Source organism: Streptomyces sp. NPDC002580 (assembly GCF_042889485.1).
Classification (GTDB): domain Bacteria; phylum Actinomycetota; class Actinomycetes; order Streptomycetales; family Streptomycetaceae; genus Streptomyces.
Genome location: NZ_JBIAQZ010000009.1, coordinates 166,442 through 184,847, shown reverse-complemented (window position 1 = coordinate 184,847; position 18,406 = coordinate 166,442). Strand labels below are relative to the sequence as shown.

The following is an 18,406-nucleotide window of genomic DNA, read 5'->3' as shown; positions in this document are numbered from 1 at the left end:
CTCCTGGCTCCTGGACGACGTCACGCCGTGAAATCACGGCGTTGCCGAAGTCCCCCACTCCCTCCTTCGTTCCTCCCACCCGCCTTCCTGGTAGCGAGGGCCGACCCGGCGAAAGACCGGTCGGCCGGGGCCCAGCTCGGCTCAGTCCCTGGTTGCGGTGGCGATGAGGGCCTGAAGCTGTTCGGCGGCCTGATCGAGGGGCTGAATGCTGCGCTTGGCGCGGCACATCGCCACCGTCCCCTCGACGGCGGCGACGATGAGTGTGGCGAGCTGCGCAGCCTGCTCGGTCTCGGCGCCGTGCTCCCGCAGCGATGCAGCCAGCAGGCTCTCCCACTGCTCGAAGACCTCAGCGGCGGCCACCAGGGCGGGCGGCACCTCGTCAGCCGGGGGCTCCTCGATGGCTACGGCCAGAACGGGGCAGCCGGCATGGAAGTCGCTCTCGACGACGATCCTCCGCCACAGGTCCAGAAACGCCCGCAGCCCCGCCGCGGGCCCGGCTTCCAGTTCCTTGCGCAGCCTCCGCGCGACCCACTCGCCCGTGAAGCGGACCGCCTCGGCGGCCAGTTGCTGCTTGCCCTCGGGGAAGTAGTGGTACGTCGAGCCGAGCGGCGCCTCGGCATGCTTGGCCATCTCCCGGATGCTCGTCGCACTCAGGCCGCGCCGACTGATCATGTCCGCGGCACCGGCCACGATCCGCTCACGGGACGGCGTACCGCCTTTGGCCATCTCGCACTCCCCTCTCGTTATAACGATCGTCATAGTCTACCGTGACCCAGGTCTATAACGATCGTCATAGGAGCTGCCATGCCCATGATCCGGTTGACTGTGCCTGCCGGAGCCCTCACCAAAGAGGGCCGCACCACCGTTCAGAGCGACCTTGCGGCCGTGCTGCTGCGCTGGGAGGGCGCGCCCGACACCGCCTTTTTCCGCGCCCAGGCGTGGAGCTACCTCGTCGAGCTGCCCGAACGCGCCCAAGGGACCGCCGAGGACGACGCTCCCCGCTTCCTGGTGGAGGTGACGGTGCCGCAGGGGGCGTTGTCCGAGCGGCGCAAGGCCGGTCTGGTCCAGGACGCGACGAAGACCGTTCTGTCAGCCGCCGGCCTCTCCCCCGACGACGCGCTGCGAGTGTGGGTGCTCGTGCATGAGCAGCAGGACGGAACCTGGGGCGCGGGCGGCTCCGCCATCCGCTACGCCGACTTGGTCGCTCTGGCGCGGCAGAGCAAGGAGCAGGCCGATGCGTGAGCTGACATACGTCGCCCGCCGCACGGTCGAGTGGCGCGAGGCCCCGGACCCCGAGCTCCAGTCCGACCAGGAGGCGATCGTCGCGCCGATCGCCGCGACCTCCTGCGACGTGGACTCGGCAATCTTGGCCGGGCACGGCTTCATCGATCCGCCGTTCGCCCTCGGCCACGAGTGCATCGCCCGCGTCACCGACATCGGCGACGCGGTGACCACCGTGTCCCCCGGCGACCTCGTCGTCGTGCCCTGGTCCATCAGCTGCGGCACCTGCGACCACTGCCGCAACGGACTCACCGCCCACTGCACCTCGGTTCCGTACATGGCCATGTACGGCGCGCCGATCGGCGGCAGCTGGGGCGGCCTCTTCTCCGACCTGGTCCGCGTCCCGTACGCGGACGCCATGCTGGTACCCCTGCCCGCCGGTCTCGACCCGGTCGCGATGGCCTCGGCGAGCGACAACTGGTCGCTCTCCTGGCGCCTGGTCGCGCCCCACCTCAAGGCCCGCCCCGGCGCCCGGGTCCTGGTCGTCGCCCGCGGGAGCATCGGCCTGTACGTCTGCGACATCGCCCGCGCCCTCGGCGCCTCCGACGTTCTCTACGTCGACCCCGACGCGGAGCACCGCAAGCTCGCCGAGGGCTTCGGCGCCCGCACCGCCGAATCGATCGAAGCGATCCGCCACGGCTTCGACCTCGCGGTCGAGGCAACCGGGCGCGTCGACCAGCTCACCCTCGCCGTCAAGTCACTCGCGCCCGAAGGCATCTGCGAATCAGCCGGCAACCACTTCCGCCCCGGTGAACTGCCATTCCTCGACATGTACCTCACCGGCGTCACCCTGCGCATCGCCCGCGACAACGTTCGCGCCCACATCCCCGATGCCCTCGACCTCGCCGCCTCCGGCACCGTCGACCCCGCCCGAGTCGTCTCCCACGTCCTCGACTGGGAACAGCTCCCCGACGCCCTGCCCGAGAAGCACCTCAAGCCCGTCTTCGTCCGCCACTCCGCCCCGCCCCAGGCTGCACCCTGACCACGGCACGGCGGCTCGCAACCACACATACAGAGACACCTGATGAACACGTCCCTCACCGCCACAAGCGGCACCCCGCAAGATCAGGAAGACAAGGAGCCTCTTCCAGCCTCATGTTGATGCGTGGTGAAGGACGAGGACGGCCTTCACGACGTCGGTGATCCGGTTGGTGCTGCAGCGGAGTTCGCGGAGCGGACGCCGGCCTTTCAGGACGGCCATGGTCTGCTCGCCGACGCAGCGGATCTTGGCGTGGGTTGTGTTGTGGCGCCGCTTCCATCGCTTGAGGCGACGGCCCCGGAACAGGACTCGGATGGGACCACCGGCCCCCTGATACGCCTTGTCCGCCCAGCACTTCAGCTCCGCGGTGGTGAGCGCGTCGATGATCCCGTGGTGCCGGGCGGCCGTCAGATCGTGAGTCGAGCCGGGCAGCGCTGCTGAGGCCCACGGCAGACGTCCGAACGGATCGGCGAGGACCTGCACGTTCATGCCGTGGCGTTTGTGTTTCCCGGAGTGCTACGGGGTGTCGGCGGCGATCCGGCCGATCGGCGGCGGCGTGCCGTCCAGGATCACAAACGCCTTCGTCCGGGCCGTCGTCATCGCCTCGGCCAGGGTGGGAGCCGGTGTGGTCAGAACCTCGACGGCCTCGCGTATGCAGCGGTAGACCGTCGCGATCCCGACGCTGAACCCGGCAGCGAACCGGACACAGGTGTCACCGCACCGCAGGTGGGCCAGGGCGAGCGGGGCCTGACGCCCGGCCGCCGGCCGCCGCCACCGGGTACCGATCTCCCTGCGGCGGCCTGCGAGCTGCCCGGTCAGGTGCCGCAGAGTGCGACTGGACAGGTCGATCGACGACGGGTGAACAAGCACGCGCTCCTGGCGGTACGGGTGATCTTGGTCGAGAACCCGTCTACCAGGAGCTTCGCCGCTTCGCTGAACCGTCCAACACGCGGGCATCATAGGCAGGTTGGAAAGGCTCAGTCCGCAAGCCAGGCCCGCTACCCTTCGGTCCGCGTCGGAGGTTCGGTGCCAACTATCCCGCTTTTGTGCCAACTAAAAAGCTTCGTCACACACAACTACCGCCGCACCCGCGGCATCCCCAGCCCGATCCACGAGATGATCTCCCGCTGGATCTCGTTGTTGCCGCCGCCGAAGGTGAAGATCACCGCCGACCGGTAGCCCCGTTCGAGTTCGCCGTTCAGGACCGCTCCGGAGGAGCCCTCCTTGAGGACGCCGGGGGCCGCGACGATCTCCATCAGCCAGGCGTACGCGTCCCGGCGCGCCTCCGAGCCGTACACCTTGACGGCGGAGGCGTCCTGCGGGGTGAGCGTGCCCTCCTGGACGGCGTTCACCATCCGCCAGTTGAGGAGTTTCATCGCGTCGAGCCTGGTGTGCGTGCGGGCCAGGAGGCGGCGCACCCACGGGAGGTCGACGACGCGGCGGCCGTCGGCGAGTTTGGTCTCCATCGCCCAGCGCTGGACGTCGTGCAGGGCACGGATGGCCATGGTGCCGTGTGCCGCGAGGGTGACGCGTTCGTGGTTGAGCTGGTTGGTGATCAGCCGCCAGCCCTTGTTCTCCTCGCCCACCCGGCGCGCGGCGGGGACGCGGATGTTCTCGTAGTAGCTCGCGGTGGTGTCGTGCGAGGCGAGGGTGTTGATGATCGTGCACGAGTAGCCGGGGTCGGAGGTCGGCACGAGCAGCATGGTGATGCCCTTGTGCGGCGGGGCGTCCGGATCGGTACGGACGGCGAGCCACACCCAGTCGGCCGTGTCACCGTTCGTCGTCCAGATCTTCTGGCCGTTCACCGTGTAGTGGCCGGTCTCCGTGTCGCCTTCCCGTACGGCCTTGGTCTTGAGAGCGGCGAGGTCCGTGCCGGCGTCGGGCTCGCTGTAGCCGATGGCGAAGTCGATCTCACCGGAGAGGACCTTCGGCAGGAAGTACGACTTCTGCTCCTCCGTGCCGAACCGCATGATGGTCGGCCCGACGGTGTTGAGCGCCATCAGGGGCAACGGCACCCCGGCCTGGGCCGCCTCGTCGAAGAAGATGAACTGCTCCATCGGGCTCAGGCCCCGGCCGCCGTACTCCTCGGGCCAGCCGACCCCGAGCCAGCCGTCCGCGCCCAGGCGTCGGATCGTCTCGCGGTAGAACCGCTTCTGCGCCGCCGGGTCGCCGTATCGCGCATAGGCGTTGCCCGGTACCAACTCGGCGAAGTAGAGCCGCAGTTCGGTCCGCAACCGCTGCTGCTCCGGCGTGTATTCGAGATGCACGGCGCCTCCTGCCCCTCCGAGCCGACCTGACGGCGCACACCGTAGAACGTGTTGCAGAAATTGGGAATGCCGATGACATGGGAGACAGATTCGGGGCGCGGCGGTGGGTGCGACGGGGCAAAGCGGTGGGGCGGAGCCCGGTCGAACCCGGCTCCGCCCCGTCGCGACGGCCGCCCGTGCGGCCGTCGGCCGCCGGTCGTCGCGTGATCTCTCGGCTCGTCGGTCTCCCGCCGTCAGTGGCAGGGGAACCCGAGCAGGTGGCGTGCGTCGTGGACCCACTCGTGGACGTTCTCGCCGGACACGAGGGAGGTGGCGCCCTGTTCGGCGCCGACGAAGTAGAGCAGGACCAGCATCAGGACGCCGAAGAAGAACGCCCAGGGGGCGATCGCGCCGATCGGCAGCTTGGCGGGTACGGCAGTGGGGGTGACGGTCGGCTGGACGACGGACTGTGCCATGGGCGGAACCTCCTGGGGAACTCGCGTCCCGTCTCGGTGGTGCACAGGACGACAGCCACGGGTCTGACTCGGCCCGCCTTCACCGCTCCTGGCCGGAGCGGCGTGTACCGGGCTCACAGTGGCGCGACCGTGCCGGATTCCCACCGGACTTCCGCCGAACCGTCGTCAATATCCACGCGACCGTACCGCGAAGCGTGTTCCCGGAAAAGGGCGCGCACGGCCCGCGCCGTGTGAGCCCCGCGCGCCGGAGACGCGCGGGGACCGCCCTGCCGGACCGCGGCCCGGCTTTGGCGAACGGGTCGGCGCGTAGCAGAGTGACGGCATGACGAGCCGAGTGTTCTTGATCTCCGCGGCGATCAGCGAGGCGCTGCGCGAGGCCCGCTTCGACGCCGGGAGTCCGGTCGACGCCGCCGGGCTGCGGACCGCCCGGGCGGCGGCCGAGGCGGGTGCCGTGCCGGCCGGAGCCCGACTGCGGGTCTCCCCCACCGCGCGGTGCCGGCAGACCGCGGAGGCGCTCGGGCTCGACGGCGGTGTCGACGCACCGGAGTTGGCCGGTCTGGACGTGGGCCGCTGGCACGGGGCGACCCTGGCCGAGGTGAGCGCGAAGGAGCCGGAGGCGGTGGCGCGCTGGCTCGCGGATCCCTCGTCGGCGCCGCACGACGGGGAGTCGGTGCGGGCGTTCTGCGACCGGGTCACCGAACACCTGGACTCGGCGGCCGAGTTCGACGGCAGAACCGTCGCGGTGGTGGAACCCGAGATCGTACGGGCCCTGACGGTACGGGTGTTGGGGGCTCCCGACTCGGCGTTCTGGCGCGTCGACGTGCCGCCGCTCACCATGACCGAGTTCAGCGGGCGCTCGGGGCGCTGGAACGTGCGGGCCGGACGCCCTCTCGGATAGGGGCCGTTCGGCCCATCGGCCCGCGGACGTGGGTGGCCAGGGCCCGGTCGGGCGCGACCGGGTAGGCCGGCGCCCTCACCTCAGCGTGGCGATGAAGTCCGCGCACGCCTGGGCGCACGCGCGGCTGGTCTTGGCGCTCGCCTCCGCGCCGGGCTGCCCGTCGAAGACGTCCGCGCACTCCAGGCAGACGTCACGGCACCATTCCAACTGGGTGCGGATACGCGACTCGTTCTGCCCCGGCTGCCCGGACAGCACGTGACAGGTCGCCTCGCACACCTCCGCGCACTGGATGCCCTTGCGCCGGGCGAGATCCTGCTCCTCGGGCCCCTCGGAACCCATGAGGCCGACCCGCAGCGCACAGGCCAGGGCACAATCGGCGCAGGCCTGGGCGCAGGCGAACCGGTCCTCCAGGAACCGGAAGAGCTCTTGCTCGGAAGTCGTCGTCACAACGGGCGGGTAGCCGGAAGGAGTCGGTTCAAACCGCGCGGCGCGGGGACCTCACGCCCCGGCCGCCTCCCGGGAGATCTGCTCGAACTGCGCTCCCATGGCTTCGGAGAGCGCCTGCGCGGCCGACAACGGCCGCACCATCACGGTGAATTCGTCGATCAGCCCGTCCTCGTCGAAGTGCAGGAAGTCACAGCCGTTGATCTCCTTGTCCCCCACCTTGGCGGTGAAGACCAACGCGTGGTCACGGCCGTCGGCTCCGGCGATCTCGCGGACGTAGCGGAAGTCGCTGAAGACGCGCCAGACACCGCGCAGGATGGCCGCGGTCATCGCCTTGCCCGGATACGGCTTGAAGGCGACGGGACTGGTGAACACGACACCGTCGGCCAGCAGCTCCTCGACCGCGCCGAGGTCACCGGCCTCCACGGCCTTGCGGAAGGAGTTCATCGAACCCGCCTCTCATACTCAACTAATTGATTAGGTGCGGATCAGATTAGTCGGATGGGTGAGTGCCGTCTAGCCTGACGGGATGGCATTGCGCAACGCGGTTCTGGCCGCGCTCCTGGAGGGTGAGGCGTCGGGCTACGACCTGGCCAAGGGGTTCGACGCCTCGGTGGCCAACTTCTGGATGGCGACCCCCCAGCAGTTGTACCGGGAACTCGACCGGATGGAGTCCGACGGGCTCATCGAGGCCAGGCTCGTGCAGCAGGAGCGCCGGCCCAACAAGCGGGTGTTCTCCCTGACGGCGGCGGGTCTCGCCGCGCTGGCGGCCTTCACCGCCGATCCGGCGAGGCCCACCGCGATCCGCGACGAGCTGATGGTGAAGGTGTACGCCCTGGACGAGGGGGACGCGGACGCCGTCCGGGCGTCGGTCGCCGAGCGGCTGGAATGGGCGCGCGCCAAGCTGGCCCATTACGACCGGATCGGCGTTCGCCTCCTCGACGGCCGCACCGAGGAGGAGTACCTCGCCGGGACGGATCGCGTCGGCCCGTACCTCACTCTCCTGGGGGGACGCGCCTTCGAGCAGGCGATCATCGACTGGGCGGAACGGACGCTGCGGGTCCTGGAACGGCGCGCGTCCACGCCGCGCCCGGACGGGCCCTGAAGGATCACGACCGCAGGGCCACCGCCCCGGCCACGGATATTCCCGCCACCCCATCGGATGGCCTATGGCTGCGAGCGGGTTCCCTATTGGTCACCTATGTCCGGCCCGCATACGGTCGAGGACATCACCGCCCCGACGTTCCGCACCTGGACCGTCAGGGCGTACGAACGAGATCCCTTCCAGGTCCGACAGGACCCGCACCCCCGGAGAACGCACCATGTCGAAGATCCTTTTCGTGTTGACCGGCGCCGACCACTGGACGCTCGCCGACGGCACCCTCCACCCGACCGGCTTCTGGGCCGAGGAGGCCGCGGCACCGTACGAGGCCTTCAAGGCGGCCGGGCACGACGTCGTCGTCGCCACGCCGGGCGGGGTCGTACCGACGGTGGACCAGGGGAGCCTGGCGCCCGAGTTCAACGGCGGGCAGGAGGGCGCCGACAAGGTCGCGCGCACCATCGCCTCCATGGCCGAGCTGCGGCAGCCGCTCAAGCTGTCGGAAGTGAACCTCGACGACTACGCCGCCGTCTTCTACCCGGGCGGCCACGGCCCGATGGAGGACCTCTCGGCCGACGCCGAGTCCGGACGGCTGCTCACCGGCGCGCTGGAGTCGGGCAAGCCGCTCGGCGTGGTGTGCCACGGTCCGGCGGCGCTGCTGGCCGCCACCCGGGAGGACGGCTCCAACTCCTTCGCGGGCTACCGGGTCTCGGGTTTCACGAACGTCGAGGAGACCCAGGCCGGTCTCGCCGACAAGGCCAAGTGGCTGCTCCAGGACCGGCTCGTCGCGGCGGGCGTCGACTTCCAGGAGGGCGAGCCGTGGGCCCCGAAGGTGGTCGTCGACCGCAACCTCGTCACGGGCCAGAACCCGGCCTCCTCCGCCCCGCTCGCCGCGGAACTGCTGAAGAAGCTGGCCTGAGCCGTGGCCCGGCGGCTCCGGCGGCAGCCGGTCCGGGCGACGACCGGTGACCGCCCGCCGAGGATCTCGGCCGCGTACGGCCGCCCGCCGCGGCGCCCCACACCCCGCTGACCCGATCGCCGGGCGCCCGCGACCACTACCGGGCTGCCCGGCGGCCGTACCCGGCGTCGCGGAGAGACCGACGGGGCGACAGCGACGGGACCGGTGGCGGGCCGACCGCGACGGGACCAGGGGTGGACCGACCGCGACGGGACGGCGGCGGGCGGGTCACCCGCAAGGAGGGCGCTGATCAGGTGGCCGGCGGTCCGTCTTTCTCGGTTCCCGTCGGCGCGCGGCCTGTCCGGACCGGCGCCGTGTGGGCTTCACTGTGAGCCCGGAGGCAGTCCGGCCGGTCCGAGGAGGGTGGGCAGTCATGGTGCGTACGCTCGGCGTCGCCGTCGTGGGCTTCGGCTGGATGGGACGGGTGCACACCCAGGCGTACGCCCGTGTGAGCCACCACTTCCCGCACCTCGCCCTGCGGCCCGAACTGGTCGCCGTCGCCGACGAGGTGCCGGGCCGGGCGGCGGAGGCCGCAGCGCGGTACGGGTTCGCCACCGCCACGCGCGACTGGCGGGAGATCGCCGCCGACCCGCGCGTCGAGGCCGTGAGCATCGCGGCGCCGAACTTCCTGCACCGCGAGATCGGTGTGGCCATGGCCGAGGCCGGCAAGCACATCTGGATCGAGAAGCCGGTGGGCCTGACCGCCGACGACGCCCGGGCGGTGGCGGACGCGGTGGCCAGGGCCGGGGTGCGGGGCACGGTCGGCTTCAACTACCGGGGCGCCCCCGCCGTCGTGGCCGCCCGTGAGCTGATCGCCTCCGGCGCCGTCGGTGACGTCACCCACGCGCGGATCCGTCTCCTCAGCGACTACGCGGCGGATCCGGAGGGTGCGCTGACCTGGCGCTACGAGCGGGAGCGGGGCGGCAGCGGAGTCCTCGGCGACCTGGCCTCGCACGGCGTGGACCTGGCCCGTTTCCTGCTCGGCGAGATCGAGGCGCTGACGGCGGACAGCGCGGTCTTCCTTCCGCTGCGGGCCCGCCCGGCCGGCGCGACCTCGGGTCACGCCCGCGCGAGCGGCGGCGAACCGGCCGCCGTGGAGAACGAGGACTACGTCAACTGCCTGCTGCGCTTCGCCTCCGGCGCGCGTGGCGTCCTGGAGGCCTGCCGGGTCTCGGTGGGCGAGCAGAACAACTACGGCTTCGCGGTGCACGGCACCAGGGGCGCCGTGTTCTGGGACTTCCGCCGCATGGGCGAGCTGGGGGTCAGCCGGGGCACGACGTACCAGGACCAGCCGGTCAGCACCGTGTACGTCGGTCCGGAAGCCGGGGACTACGGCGCCTTCCAGCCGGGCGCGGCGAACGGCATGGGCTACGACGACCTCAAGGTCGTCGAGGCGCACACCTTCCTGCGGTCCGTCGCCGACAACACGCCGTACGGTGCGACGCTGGTCGACGCGGTCCGCAGCGCGACCGCGCTGGACGCGATGGCCCGCTCCGCCGCGTCGGGCGCCTGGGTGACACTCGACGCGGAGTGACCCCGGGTCACCGTCCTCCCGACACCGCGGAGCCCGCCCGGGCGACGGCGCCGATCCGTTCCGCCGTGATCGGATCGAGAGACCTCGACGGAGTCAGCGCCGAAGACCCTGGGTAGAGCGGACTCAGACACGCGTGACGCTCCTGATGCCGGAGGTGCGGGGGATGTTGGGGATGCGAGGGGGCAGGACGCCTATGCCTTGGAGACGTGCCCTCATCCTCTTTCGATCAGGCTATTTGTACAGACATTCGGACCTGTTTCTGAAGTGATGTCTTAACAAAGCATTGACAGGTGGGGGCGCCAGGGACTTGTATCCCGTCCCAACGAAACCGCCGCCGCACCGGACCAGGCCCGGATCCGCCGTCCGGACCCCGCACGGGCCCCGCGCCCCGCGCCGTCCCGTTCGCTTTCCCCCGACCGCACAGTGAGGTGCTGGAAGATGGATCGCACGTTCCACCCCCGTTCCCGGAGATTCGCCCCGTTCATCGCCCTGGCCGCGGCGTCCGCCCTGCTCGCCGCCGGCTGCTCCAGCGGCTCGGGCGGCAAGAAGTCCGAGGACGACGGGGACGGCGCCGCCACGGGCAAGGCCGACACCCCCAAGATGAAGGTCGCCCTGATCACTCATCAGGCGGCCGGTGACACGTTCTGGGACATCGTCCGCAAGGGCGCCGAGGCGGCCGCGGCGAAGGACAACATCGACCTCCTCTACGCCAACGACCCGAACGCGGGCGCTCAGGCCAACCTGGTCCAGAACGCGATCGACCAGAAGGTCGACGGCATCGCGGTCACCCTCGCCAAGCCGGACGCCATGAAGGACGCGGTGGGCAAGGCGACTTCGGCCGGCATACCCGTCGTGGGGCTCAACTCGGGCCTCAGCGACTGGAAGAAGCTGGGCCTGACGGAGTTCTTCGGCCAGGACGAGACCGTCGCGGGCGAGGCGTTCGGCAAGAGGCTGAACACGGAGGGCGCCAAGAAGGCCGTCTGCGTGGTCCAGGAGCAGGGCAACGTCGGTCTCACCCAGCGCTGCGACGGCGTGAAGAAGACCTTCAAGGGCAGCACGGAGACCCTGTACGTCAACGGCACCGACATGCCGTCCGTGAAGTCCACGATCACCGCGAAGCTCAAGCGGGACTCCGCGATCGACTACGTCGTCACCCTCGGCGCCCCGTACGCCCTGACCTCGGTGCAGTCGGTCTCGGACGCCGGGAGCAAGGCGAAGATCGCCACCTTCGACCTCAACAAGGACCTCACCGGCGCCATCAGCAAGGGCACCATCCAGTTCGCCGTCGACCAGCAGCCCTACCTCCAGGGCTACTTGGCGATCGACTCGCTGTGGCTCTACAAGAACAACGGCAACTACAGCGGCGGCGGGGAACAGCCGGTCCTGACCGGCCCGGCCTTCGTCGACAAGAGCAACGTCGAGGCCGTCGCCGAGTTCGCCTCGAAGGGCACCCGGTGAGCACGGCCGGTCGGGCCGGACCGGCGGTGACCGTGCCGCCGGCTCCCGGCCCCCGGAAGACCGACGGGCGGGCGGCGCGGCGCACCCCGGTGGTGCGGCTGCTCGCCCGGCCGGAGGTCGGGGTGTTCCTCGGTGCCGTGGCCGTGTTCGTCTTCTTCCTGGTCGCGGCGCCTTCGGTGCGCTCCGGCGGTTCGATGGCGACCGTGCTCTACCAGTCGTCGACGATCGGCATCATGGCGCTGCCCGTGGCCCTGCTGATGATCGGCGGCGAGTTCGACCTGTCCGCCGGTGTCGCGGTGATCGCCTCGGCGCTGACGGCGAGCATGCTCAGCTACCAACTCACCGTGAACGTCTGGGTCGGTGTGGTCGTCGCGCTCGTCGTCTCGCTCGCGATCGGCGCGTTCAACGGCTGGATGATGGTCCGCAGCGGGCTGCCGAGCTTCTTGGTGACCCTCGGAACCTTCCTGATCCTGCAAGGCGTGAACCTCGCCGTCACCAAGCTGGTCACCACCAACGTCGCCACGGACGACATCAGCGACATGGACGGCTTCGGCCCGGCGAAGAAGGTCTTCGCCTCGTCGTTCGACGTCGGCGGTGTCCAGGTGAAGATCACGATCGTGTGGTGGCTGGTCTTCGCGGCGCTGGCCACCTGGGTGCTGCTGCGCACCAAGTTCGGCAACTGGGTCTTCGCCGTCGGCGGCGACCAGGACAGCGCCCGCGCGGTAGGCGTGCCGGTGACCTTCACCAAGATCACGCTGTTCATGACGGTCGGCTTCGGCGCCTGGTTCGTCGGCATGCACCAGCTCTTCTCGTTCAACACCGTGCAGTCGGGCGAGGGCGTCGGCCAGGAACTGATCTTCATCGCCGCGGCGGTGATCGGCGGCTGTCTGCTCACCGGCGGCTACGGCTCCGCCATCGGCCCGGTCTTCGGCGCCTTCATGTTCGGCATGGTGAACCAGGGCATCGTCTACGCCGGCTGGAACCCCGACTGGTTCAAGGCCTTCCTCGGCGTGATGCTGCTCGGCGCCACGCTCGTCAATCTGTGGGTCCGCCGTACGGCGACCCGGAAGTGAACCGCCCCATGAACGAAGAAGGTTCGGGAACCACGAACGCCGTCCTCCCGGACACCCCGCCCGGGGACGGCTCCGCCGCGATCGTCGAACTGCGCGGCGCCGGCAAGTCGTACGGCAACATCCGCGCCCTGCACGGGGTCTCCCTGGCCGTCCACCCCGGCCGAGTGACGTGCGTCCTCGGCGACAACGGCGCCGGCAAGTCCACCCTCATCAAAATCATCTCCGGACTGCACCGGCACAGCGAGGGCGAGTTCCTCGTGGACGGCACGGCGGTGCGGTTCGGCACGCCGCGCGAGGCGCTCGACAAGGGCATCGCCACCGTCTACCAGGACCTCGCGACGGTCCCGTTGATGCCCGTATGGCGGAACTTCTTCCTCGGCTCCGAACTCACCAGGGGACCCTGGCCCGTACGCCGTCTCGACATCGCGCGGATGAAGCGGACCGCCGACGAGGAACTGCGCGCCATGGGCATCGTCCTCGACGACCTCGACCAGCCGATCGGCACGCTGTCCGGCGGCCAGCGCCAGTCCGTGGCCATCGCCCGCGCCGTCCACTTCGGCGCCCGCGTCCTCATCCTCGACGAACCGACCGCCTCGCTCGGCGTCAAGCAGTCCGGTGTCGTCCTCAAGTACATCGCGGCCGCCCGGGACCGCGGCCTCGGCGTCGTCTTCATCACCCACAACCCGCACCACGCCTACATGGTCGGCGACCACTTCAGTGTGCTGCGGCTCGGCACGCTCGAACTCAGCGCCGCCCGCGGCGAGGTCACCCTGGAGGAACTCACCGAACACATGGCGGGCGGCGCAGAACTCGCCGCTCTCAAGCATGAGTTGGCGCAGGTGCCCGGGGTCGACGTGGAGGAGCTCCCCGACCGGGTGGACCCACCGTCACCAACGCCCGACGCCCCCGGAGGTGCCACCTGACGCCGTGACCACCCTGGACCGGGCCCGAGCCGCCCTCGCCCGCGCGCGCCGTCGCGCACACCCACGCGCCCGGCCACGCGGGCGCGCCGACGAGCCCGGCCGTCCGCTCGCCCGGACCGTCCGCCACATCGGCAACGGCGTCGGCAACGGCGCCCCGTGCGCTCCCGCCGGCGCCCGACGACGCGCCCCACCCCTGACGCACCGCCGAGGCCGCACCCCGAGGGGGGGACGGTTACGGTCGAGCAGGAACGGTTACGCTGAGATCATGCCGTCCACACGCCGCACAGCGCGCCAGACCGACCTGCTCGAACGGCTGGTCGCGCTGCTGGTGACGGAGGGTTTCGCGGCGTTCACCCTGGATGAGCTGACCGAGCGGCTGCACTGCTCGAAGACGACGCTGTACCAACTGGCGGGCAGCAAGCAGGAACTGGTCCGGGAAGCGGTGAAGCACTACTTCCGCGAGGCCGCCCAGGCCGTCGAGAAGCAGGTGGCCGACACCTCGGCGCCGTCCGAGCGCGTGGTGGTCTACCTGGACGCGGTCGCGCATCAGCTGAGGCCGCTGTCCCGGCAATTCCTCGACGACATGGCCCGGTTCGAGCCGGCCCGCGAGGTGTACGAGGCCAACACGCGCCTCGCCGCGGGCAGGATCCGGCAGTTGATCGCGGACGGTGTCGCCGCGGGCGCTTTCCGTGACGTCCACGCCGCGTTCGTGGGCGAGGTGGTGGGCGCCACCATGCAGGAGATCCAGCGGGGCGAGGTCGCGGCCCGCACCGGACTGAGCGACGCGGAGGCCTACGCCGAGCTGGCGTCGCTCATCGTCCACGCCGTCTCCCCCTGACCCCGGCGCGGCCGCCTCGGTGACGATCACCTGAGATCCCGCCGCCCCTGAATCGGCGCCGCCCTCGACACGGGCGCCGTCCCGCGGCCCGCGCCCCGGAACCGGCACCCTCGGAACCGACCACTCCCGAAGCAGCGGCCCTGCAACCGGCGGCCGGGGCGATCCGAAGGCGCGTACGCGCTAGACCCGGCCCACGGGAGCCCGACGGTGCCGCACGCCGCCGCGACCTCGCCCGGACCCGAGCCCGACGCGCACCCCGTCGACACCGTGGTGCGGCCCCCCGACGCCCCCGGGCCGAGGCAGCCACGTCCGGCCGGGGCCGGGGTCAGGGTCGGGCCAGGCCGGGCCCGACAACGGGGCCGCCGAGCCGCGCAGGCCCGGGCAACAGTGTTCCGGGGCGACGGACCGGCGGGTCCCGTGATGCCCGCCATGGCCGAGCGGTACCAAAAACGATACTCTTGTATCGTCTGGCGTATCAAAATCGTCAGCGCGCCCGCCACCACCGAGGACACGCCATGCCCGCGACCCGCACGCTCCCCGCTCCGGAAGCCGTCGACCTGATCGCCCTGACCCGCGAGCTCGCCGAGAAGGAGCTCGCCCCGCGCGCGGCCGAGGCGGAGGCCGAGGAACGGTTCCCGCGCGAGGTCTTCCGCACGCTCGGCCGGGCCGGGCTGCTGAGCCTGCCCTACCCCGAGGAATTCGGCGGCGGGGACCAGTCCTACGAGGTCTACCTCCAGGTCGTCGAGGAGATCGCCGCCGTGTGGGCGAGCGTGGCGGTGGGCGTCTCGGTGCACGCGCTGTCCTGCTTCGCCCTCGCCTCGTTCGGCACCGAGGAGCAGAAGAAGGAGTGGCTCCCGGACATGCTCGGCGGAGAACTGCTCGGCGCCTACTGCCTGTCCGAGGCGCACGCCGGTTCCGACCCGGGCGCGATGCGCACGCGCGCCGTCCGGGACGGTGACGACTACGTGCTCAACGGCGCGAAGGCCTGGACCACCCACGGCGGCCACGCGGACTTCTACACCGTCATGGCGCGCACGGCCGACACGGGCTCACGGGCCATCTCCTGCTTCCTCGTCCCGGCCGACTCGCCGGGCCTGGTCGCGGATCCGCCGGAGCACAAGATGGGCCTGACCGGGTCCGCCACCGCCACCGTGCGCCTGGAGAACGTACGCGTCCCCGCCCGCCGTCGGCTCGGCGCGGAGGGCGACGGGCTCAGGATCGCGTTCGCCGGGCTGGACTGCGGACGCCTCGGCATCGCGGCGGTGGCCACCGGCCTCTCGCAGGGGGCGCTGGACCACGCGCTGCGCTACTCGCGGGAGCGGGAGACCTTCGGCCGCCCCATCATCGAGCACCAGGGCCTGGCCTTCGTCCTCGCCGACATGGCCGCGTCCGTGCAGGTCTCCCGGGCCACCACGCTCGCCGCTGCCCGTCTCAAGGACGAGGGGCTCCCGTTCCAGACCGAGGCGTCGATCGCCAAGCTGATCGCCACCGACAACGCCATGAAGGTCACCACCGACGCGGTCCAGGTGCTGGGGGGCGCCGGCTACACCCGTGACTTCCCCGTCGAGCGCTACATGCGCGAGGCCAAGGTCATGCAGATCTTCGAGGGCACCAACCAGATCCAGCGCCTCATCATCGGCCGTGCGCTGAAGGAGGACTCCCGCGGTACGCTCCGGGTGAGCACCACGGGCAAGCAGTAGCACGGGCGGGCGGTGGCCCCCGGCGAAGACGGTCGAGCGTCTGGTGTCGGCGGCTTCCTCAGGACGTGGGAAAGGGTGGGTGCGCGTCGCCGAGCACCCACCCACCGAAGGGCACCCACCGGAGCCCACCCACACGTGATGCTCGGCCTTGAGGTTGTCGGGCTTGGTGTGGTCGGCCGCCTCGTGGACGCCGACCGCGCACCAACTCCCTTCGGGGACGCAGAACGCTTGATGTCCGGCATCGACCCGACCTCCCCGGCAGACCCCGGTAGCGCCCATGGCTCTTCCGCTGTGGGCACCCATGGAGTCCACAGACGACCACATCTGGCTCACCTCGGAGACGGTGGCCGTACCGGACCAGGTGTGGTCGCCCGAGAAGATCCATGGAGTGGACGGTGGCTGGATTCTGGTCGAGGGACATTGGACCACCGCTGCGACGGGCGGACGGTGTTCGGGTTCTTCCGCGCCCTCTCGCCGGAGCCGGAGGACACGGAACCCGCCCGACAGCTCGCCGGCGAACGGCAGTCCGCGGCGAACAGCTTCCCTCGCCGCCCAGTCGGCTGCGGCGAGGCTCTCCTTCGAACCGTCCAGGCCGGCTACGACTGGCCTTGTCATGACCGTCGCGTCCTTCGTCCATCGGTGCTGGTGCGAGCCCTTGGAGAAAGGGCCCGCACTCTCGGGTGCTCCTCTAGAAATGGGGTACGACGGCGACGGGGCAGCCGACGTGGTGGATCGCGGCATGGGTGACGGGGCCGGTGCGGGGGCCGAGCGGGCGTTCGGCGAGGCGGTGGCCGACGACGAGGAGACCCGCTCCGGTCGCGGCCCTCACGAGCGCCGTCGAAGGCTTGTCCTCCACCACCGTCTCCAGGACCTCCACGTCGGGGTACTTGTCGCGCCACACCTGGAGCACGGCCTTGAGGAAACCCAGCCACTCCTCGCCCTGCCAGGGCTCCTCGACCATGCCGATGTCACCCGATCCCAGGCCGACCGGGCCGGCGGCGTGCCAGGCGTGCACGGCCCGCAGGCGTGCGTGCCGGAGCCGGGCGGCCTCGAAGGCGAACTCGATGACCTCGTCACAGGCATCATCGAGGTCCACGGCCAGCACGACGTCCCGGTGGCCGGTATCCGTCGAGGGGCTTCCGTCGGGTGCCGGCACGTGTTCGTCGGCCGCCTGCTCGTCCGCCCGGACGAGGACGACGGGGCGCGTCGCCTGCGCGACCACGCCGAGTGCCACGGAGCCCACGAGGAATCCGGTGAAGCCGCTCAGTCCTCGTGAGCCGAGGACCATCAGGTCGGCCCGGTCCGCCGCCTTCAGCAGGGCGGCGGTGGCGGGGCCTTCCGTCTGCTCGTCGCTGAGACGGACGTCGGGGCACTCGGCGCGGACGTGTTCCTCCGCCCGACGCAGCGAACTCCGGGCCAGATGCCGCTGGGCGGCGCCGACGATCTCGCCTTCCTGCCGACGGGGGTGCCAGTCCCAGGCGTGCACCAGGTGCAGCGGTCGGTCCCGCCGCTCGGCCTCGCGGGCCGCCCATACGGCGGCGGCCAGACTCTCGGCGGATCCGTCGACTCCTACGACCACGGGCGAAAGCATGTCGGCACCTCCAGGACTCGGTCTGTCGTCCGGTACCAGCGTCACGCCGCGGCCCGTGCGGGGACAGAGGCTGCCCGGGCCCTCCGGGGGCCGTCCGGCCCCTTTGTCCGAAGCGCGTCGCAGGTCCGGAAGAGGGAGATGGCGCGTCTGGCCGGGTTGAACGCATACCGCTCGATCCGGATGCCGGATGCTGATCGGTGGCGAGGCTTTCGGGCGAGGCGTCGAGGGCGTTGGTGGTGATGGCGGGCTTGGATGTGCGGTAGCGGCTGGAGCCGCGTTCCGGGACTCCGCTTCAGTGCCCCGTGGTCATCGGACAGCGCGGCCTGCCCGGTTCGCTGCCCCACGCGCCACACCGCCTCACGACGGACAGCTTCAGGCGCGCCTACGGGCCTCCACTGGGCCGATCGGCCCAGTGGAGGCCCGTACGCTGCTGCTGTCCGTCCGCTCCGGGGGGGGGCGGTTCTCCATGCCCGGCATGATGGAGACGATCCTCGACGTCGGCCTCAACGACGTCTCCGTGCTCGGAGGATGCCGTCGACCGAGGCTCCTGTTCCTATCAGGCGGGAGAGGCGGCGGTCCTCCGGCATGCGGCGCATCACCACGATCGGTTCGGTCGCCGACACGCCCGGATTACGGAACTCTCCCAGCCCCAGGTAGACGTCGGGGGCGAACCGACGGTTGAGGGCGACTTCCCGCTCGCACGCGACCCGTCGCGCCGCCACCGTGGTGTGGTCCAGGAAGCCCGGATCGACCGGCTTCTCGAGCTGCAAGCACGGGCGCCGACGAAGAACAGGACCGCTGTGTGGATCTCGCACACGCCCGCCCGGGACAGCGGGTCTCCGTCGTCCCGGGCACCCGATCGGGGCGAGGCAGCGACGTGAGGCCCCGGGGTCCGGTCGGGGCCTCGT

17 protein-coding genes, 3 pseudogenes and 1 riboswitch are annotated in these 18,406 nt (G+C 71.0%); of the genes and pseudogenes, 11 read left to right on the top strand and 9 right to left on the bottom strand.

What is annotated here, in order from left to right; genetic code table 11:
• Window positions 1-141: 141 nt before the first annotated feature.
• The gene (locus tag ACFYW7_RS26885; protein ID WP_389506761.1) at window positions 142-726 is read right to left on the bottom strand and encodes a TetR/AcrR family transcriptional regulator; all 585 of its coding nucleotides are present in this window, start codon (window positions 724-726) and stop codon (window positions 142-144) included.
• A 78-nt stretch (window positions 727-804) separates the two neighbouring features.
• On the opposite strand from ACFYW7_RS26885, the gene ACFYW7_RS26880 reads away from it, so the two are divergent.
• Together ACFYW7_RS26880 and ACFYW7_RS26875 are read left to right on the top strand one after the other, a co-directional pair.
• The gene (locus ACFYW7_RS26880) at window positions 805-1,242 is read left to right on the top strand and encodes a 4-oxalocrotonate tautomerase family protein (RefSeq protein WP_389506759.1); all 438 of its coding nucleotides are present in this window, start codon (window positions 805-807) and stop codon (window positions 1,240-1,242) included.
• Window positions 1,235-2,263 (top strand): zinc-binding dehydrogenase, encoded by a 1,029-nt coding sequence (locus tag ACFYW7_RS26875; protein ID WP_389506758.1) that lies wholly within the window; start codon window positions 1,235-1,237, stop codon window positions 2,261-2,263. The genes ACFYW7_RS26880 and ACFYW7_RS26875 overlap by 8 nt, the downstream gene beginning before the upstream one ends.
• 111 nt (window positions 2,264-2,374) lie before the next feature.
• Here ACFYW7_RS26875 and ACFYW7_RS26870 read toward each other — a convergent pair.
• From ACFYW7_RS26870 to ACFYW7_RS26860, 3 genes and pseudogenes are all read right to left on the bottom strand, one after another.
• Window positions 2,375-3,130, bottom strand: a pseudogene (locus tag ACFYW7_RS26870) (transposase family protein).
• Between the two features lie 206 nt (window positions 3,131-3,336).
• Complete coding sequence (locus ACFYW7_RS26865) at window positions 3,337-4,527, bottom strand: acyl-CoA dehydrogenase family protein (protein WP_389506756.1); 1,191 nt, start codon at window positions 4,525-4,527, stop codon at window positions 3,337-3,339.
• 233 nt (window positions 4,528-4,760) lie between these two features.
• Window positions 4,761-4,982, bottom strand: coding sequence for a CbtB-domain containing protein (locus ACFYW7_RS26860; RefSeq protein ID WP_389506754.1), 222 nt, complete (start codon window positions 4,980-4,982; stop codon window positions 4,761-4,763).
• Window positions 4,983-5,018: 36 nt separating this feature from the next.
• A riboswitch (cobalamin riboswitch) is annotated at window positions 5,019-5,181 on the bottom strand.
• Window positions 5,182-5,304: 123 nt separating this feature from the next.
• Here ACFYW7_RS26860 and ACFYW7_RS26855 point away from each other — a divergent pair.
• Window positions 5,305-5,880: a histidine phosphatase family protein gene (locus ACFYW7_RS26855; RefSeq protein ID WP_389506752.1), complete on the top strand. Its 576-nt coding sequence runs from the start codon at window positions 5,305-5,307 to the stop codon at window positions 5,878-5,880.
• Between the two features lie 75 nt (window positions 5,881-5,955).
• Here ACFYW7_RS26855 and ACFYW7_RS26850 read toward each other — a convergent pair whose 3' ends face one another.
• Window positions 5,956-6,327 carry a ferredoxin gene (locus tag ACFYW7_RS26850; RefSeq protein ID WP_389506750.1) on the bottom strand — a complete coding sequence of 124 codons (372 nt, stop codon included), beginning with the start codon at window positions 6,325-6,327 and terminating at the stop codon, window positions 5,956-5,958.
• Between the two features lie 51 nt (window positions 6,328-6,378).
• Window positions 6,379-6,771, bottom strand: coding sequence for a nuclear transport factor 2 family protein (locus ACFYW7_RS26845; protein WP_389506748.1), 393 nt, complete (start codon window positions 6,769-6,771; stop codon window positions 6,379-6,381).
• Window positions 6,772-6,853: 82 nt separating this feature from the next.
• On the opposite strand from ACFYW7_RS26845, the gene ACFYW7_RS26840 reads away from it, so the two are divergent.
• The 8 genes from ACFYW7_RS26840 (at window position 6,854) to ACFYW7_RS26805 (ending at window position 15,907) form a co-directional block, all read left to right on the top strand.
• A complete protein-coding gene (locus tag ACFYW7_RS26840) occupies window positions 6,854-7,429 on the top strand; it encodes a PadR family transcriptional regulator (protein ID WP_389506746.1) in 576 nt (191 codons plus the stop codon).
• Window positions 7,430-7,646: 217 nt separating this feature from the next.
• Window positions 7,647-8,342: a type 1 glutamine amidotransferase domain-containing protein gene (locus ACFYW7_RS26835; RefSeq protein ID WP_389506744.1), complete on the top strand. Its 696-nt coding sequence runs from the start codon at window positions 7,647-7,649 to the stop codon at window positions 8,340-8,342.
• A 412-nt stretch (window positions 8,343-8,754) separates the two neighbouring features.
• Window positions 8,755-9,915 (top strand): Gfo/Idh/MocA family protein, encoded by a 1,161-nt coding sequence (locus tag ACFYW7_RS26830; RefSeq protein ID WP_389506742.1) that lies wholly within the window; start codon window positions 8,755-8,757, stop codon window positions 9,913-9,915.
• A 438-nt stretch (window positions 9,916-10,353) separates the two neighbouring features.
• Window positions 10,354-11,373, top strand: coding sequence for a sugar ABC transporter substrate-binding protein (locus tag ACFYW7_RS26825; RefSeq protein WP_389506740.1), 1,020 nt, complete (start codon window positions 10,354-10,356; stop codon window positions 11,371-11,373).
• Window positions 11,370-12,446, top strand: a complete 1,077-nt coding sequence (locus tag ACFYW7_RS26820) for an ABC transporter permease (RefSeq protein ID WP_389506738.1) — start codon at window positions 11,370-11,372, stop codon at window positions 12,444-12,446. Before ACFYW7_RS26825 ends, ACFYW7_RS26820 begins: the two co-directional genes overlap by 4 nt.
• 8 nt (window positions 12,447-12,454) lie before the next feature.
• A complete protein-coding gene (locus ACFYW7_RS26815; protein ID WP_389506736.1) occupies window positions 12,455-13,369 on the top strand; it encodes an ATP-binding cassette domain-containing protein in 915 nt (304 codons plus the stop codon).
• A 265-nt stretch (window positions 13,370-13,634) separates the two neighbouring features.
• Window positions 13,635-14,207, top strand: a complete 573-nt coding sequence (locus ACFYW7_RS26810) for a TetR/AcrR family transcriptional regulator (RefSeq protein ID WP_389506734.1) — start codon at window positions 13,635-13,637, stop codon at window positions 14,205-14,207.
• Window positions 14,208-14,722: 515 nt separating this feature from the next.
• Window positions 14,723-15,907, top strand: coding sequence for an acyl-CoA dehydrogenase family protein (locus tag ACFYW7_RS26805; protein WP_389506732.1), 1,185 nt, complete (start codon window positions 14,723-14,725; stop codon window positions 15,905-15,907).
• A 519-nt stretch (window positions 15,908-16,426) separates the two neighbouring features.
• On the opposite strand, the pseudogene ACFYW7_RS26800 reads toward ACFYW7_RS26805, so the two are convergent.
• From ACFYW7_RS26800 to ACFYW7_RS26790, 3 genes and pseudogenes are all read right to left on the bottom strand, one after another.
• Window positions 16,427-16,522: pseudogene (locus ACFYW7_RS26800) on the bottom strand (universal stress protein); the annotation flags it as partial.
• 73 nt (window positions 16,523-16,595) lie between these two features.
• Window positions 16,596-17,498, bottom strand: a complete 903-nt coding sequence (locus tag ACFYW7_RS26795; RefSeq protein WP_389506729.1) for a universal stress protein — start codon at window positions 17,496-17,498, stop codon at window positions 16,596-16,598.
• Between the two features lie 509 nt (window positions 17,499-18,007).
• Window positions 18,008-18,315: pseudogene (locus tag ACFYW7_RS26790) on the bottom strand (gluconate kinase); the annotation flags it as partial.
• Window positions 18,316-18,406: the final 91 nt, after the last annotated feature.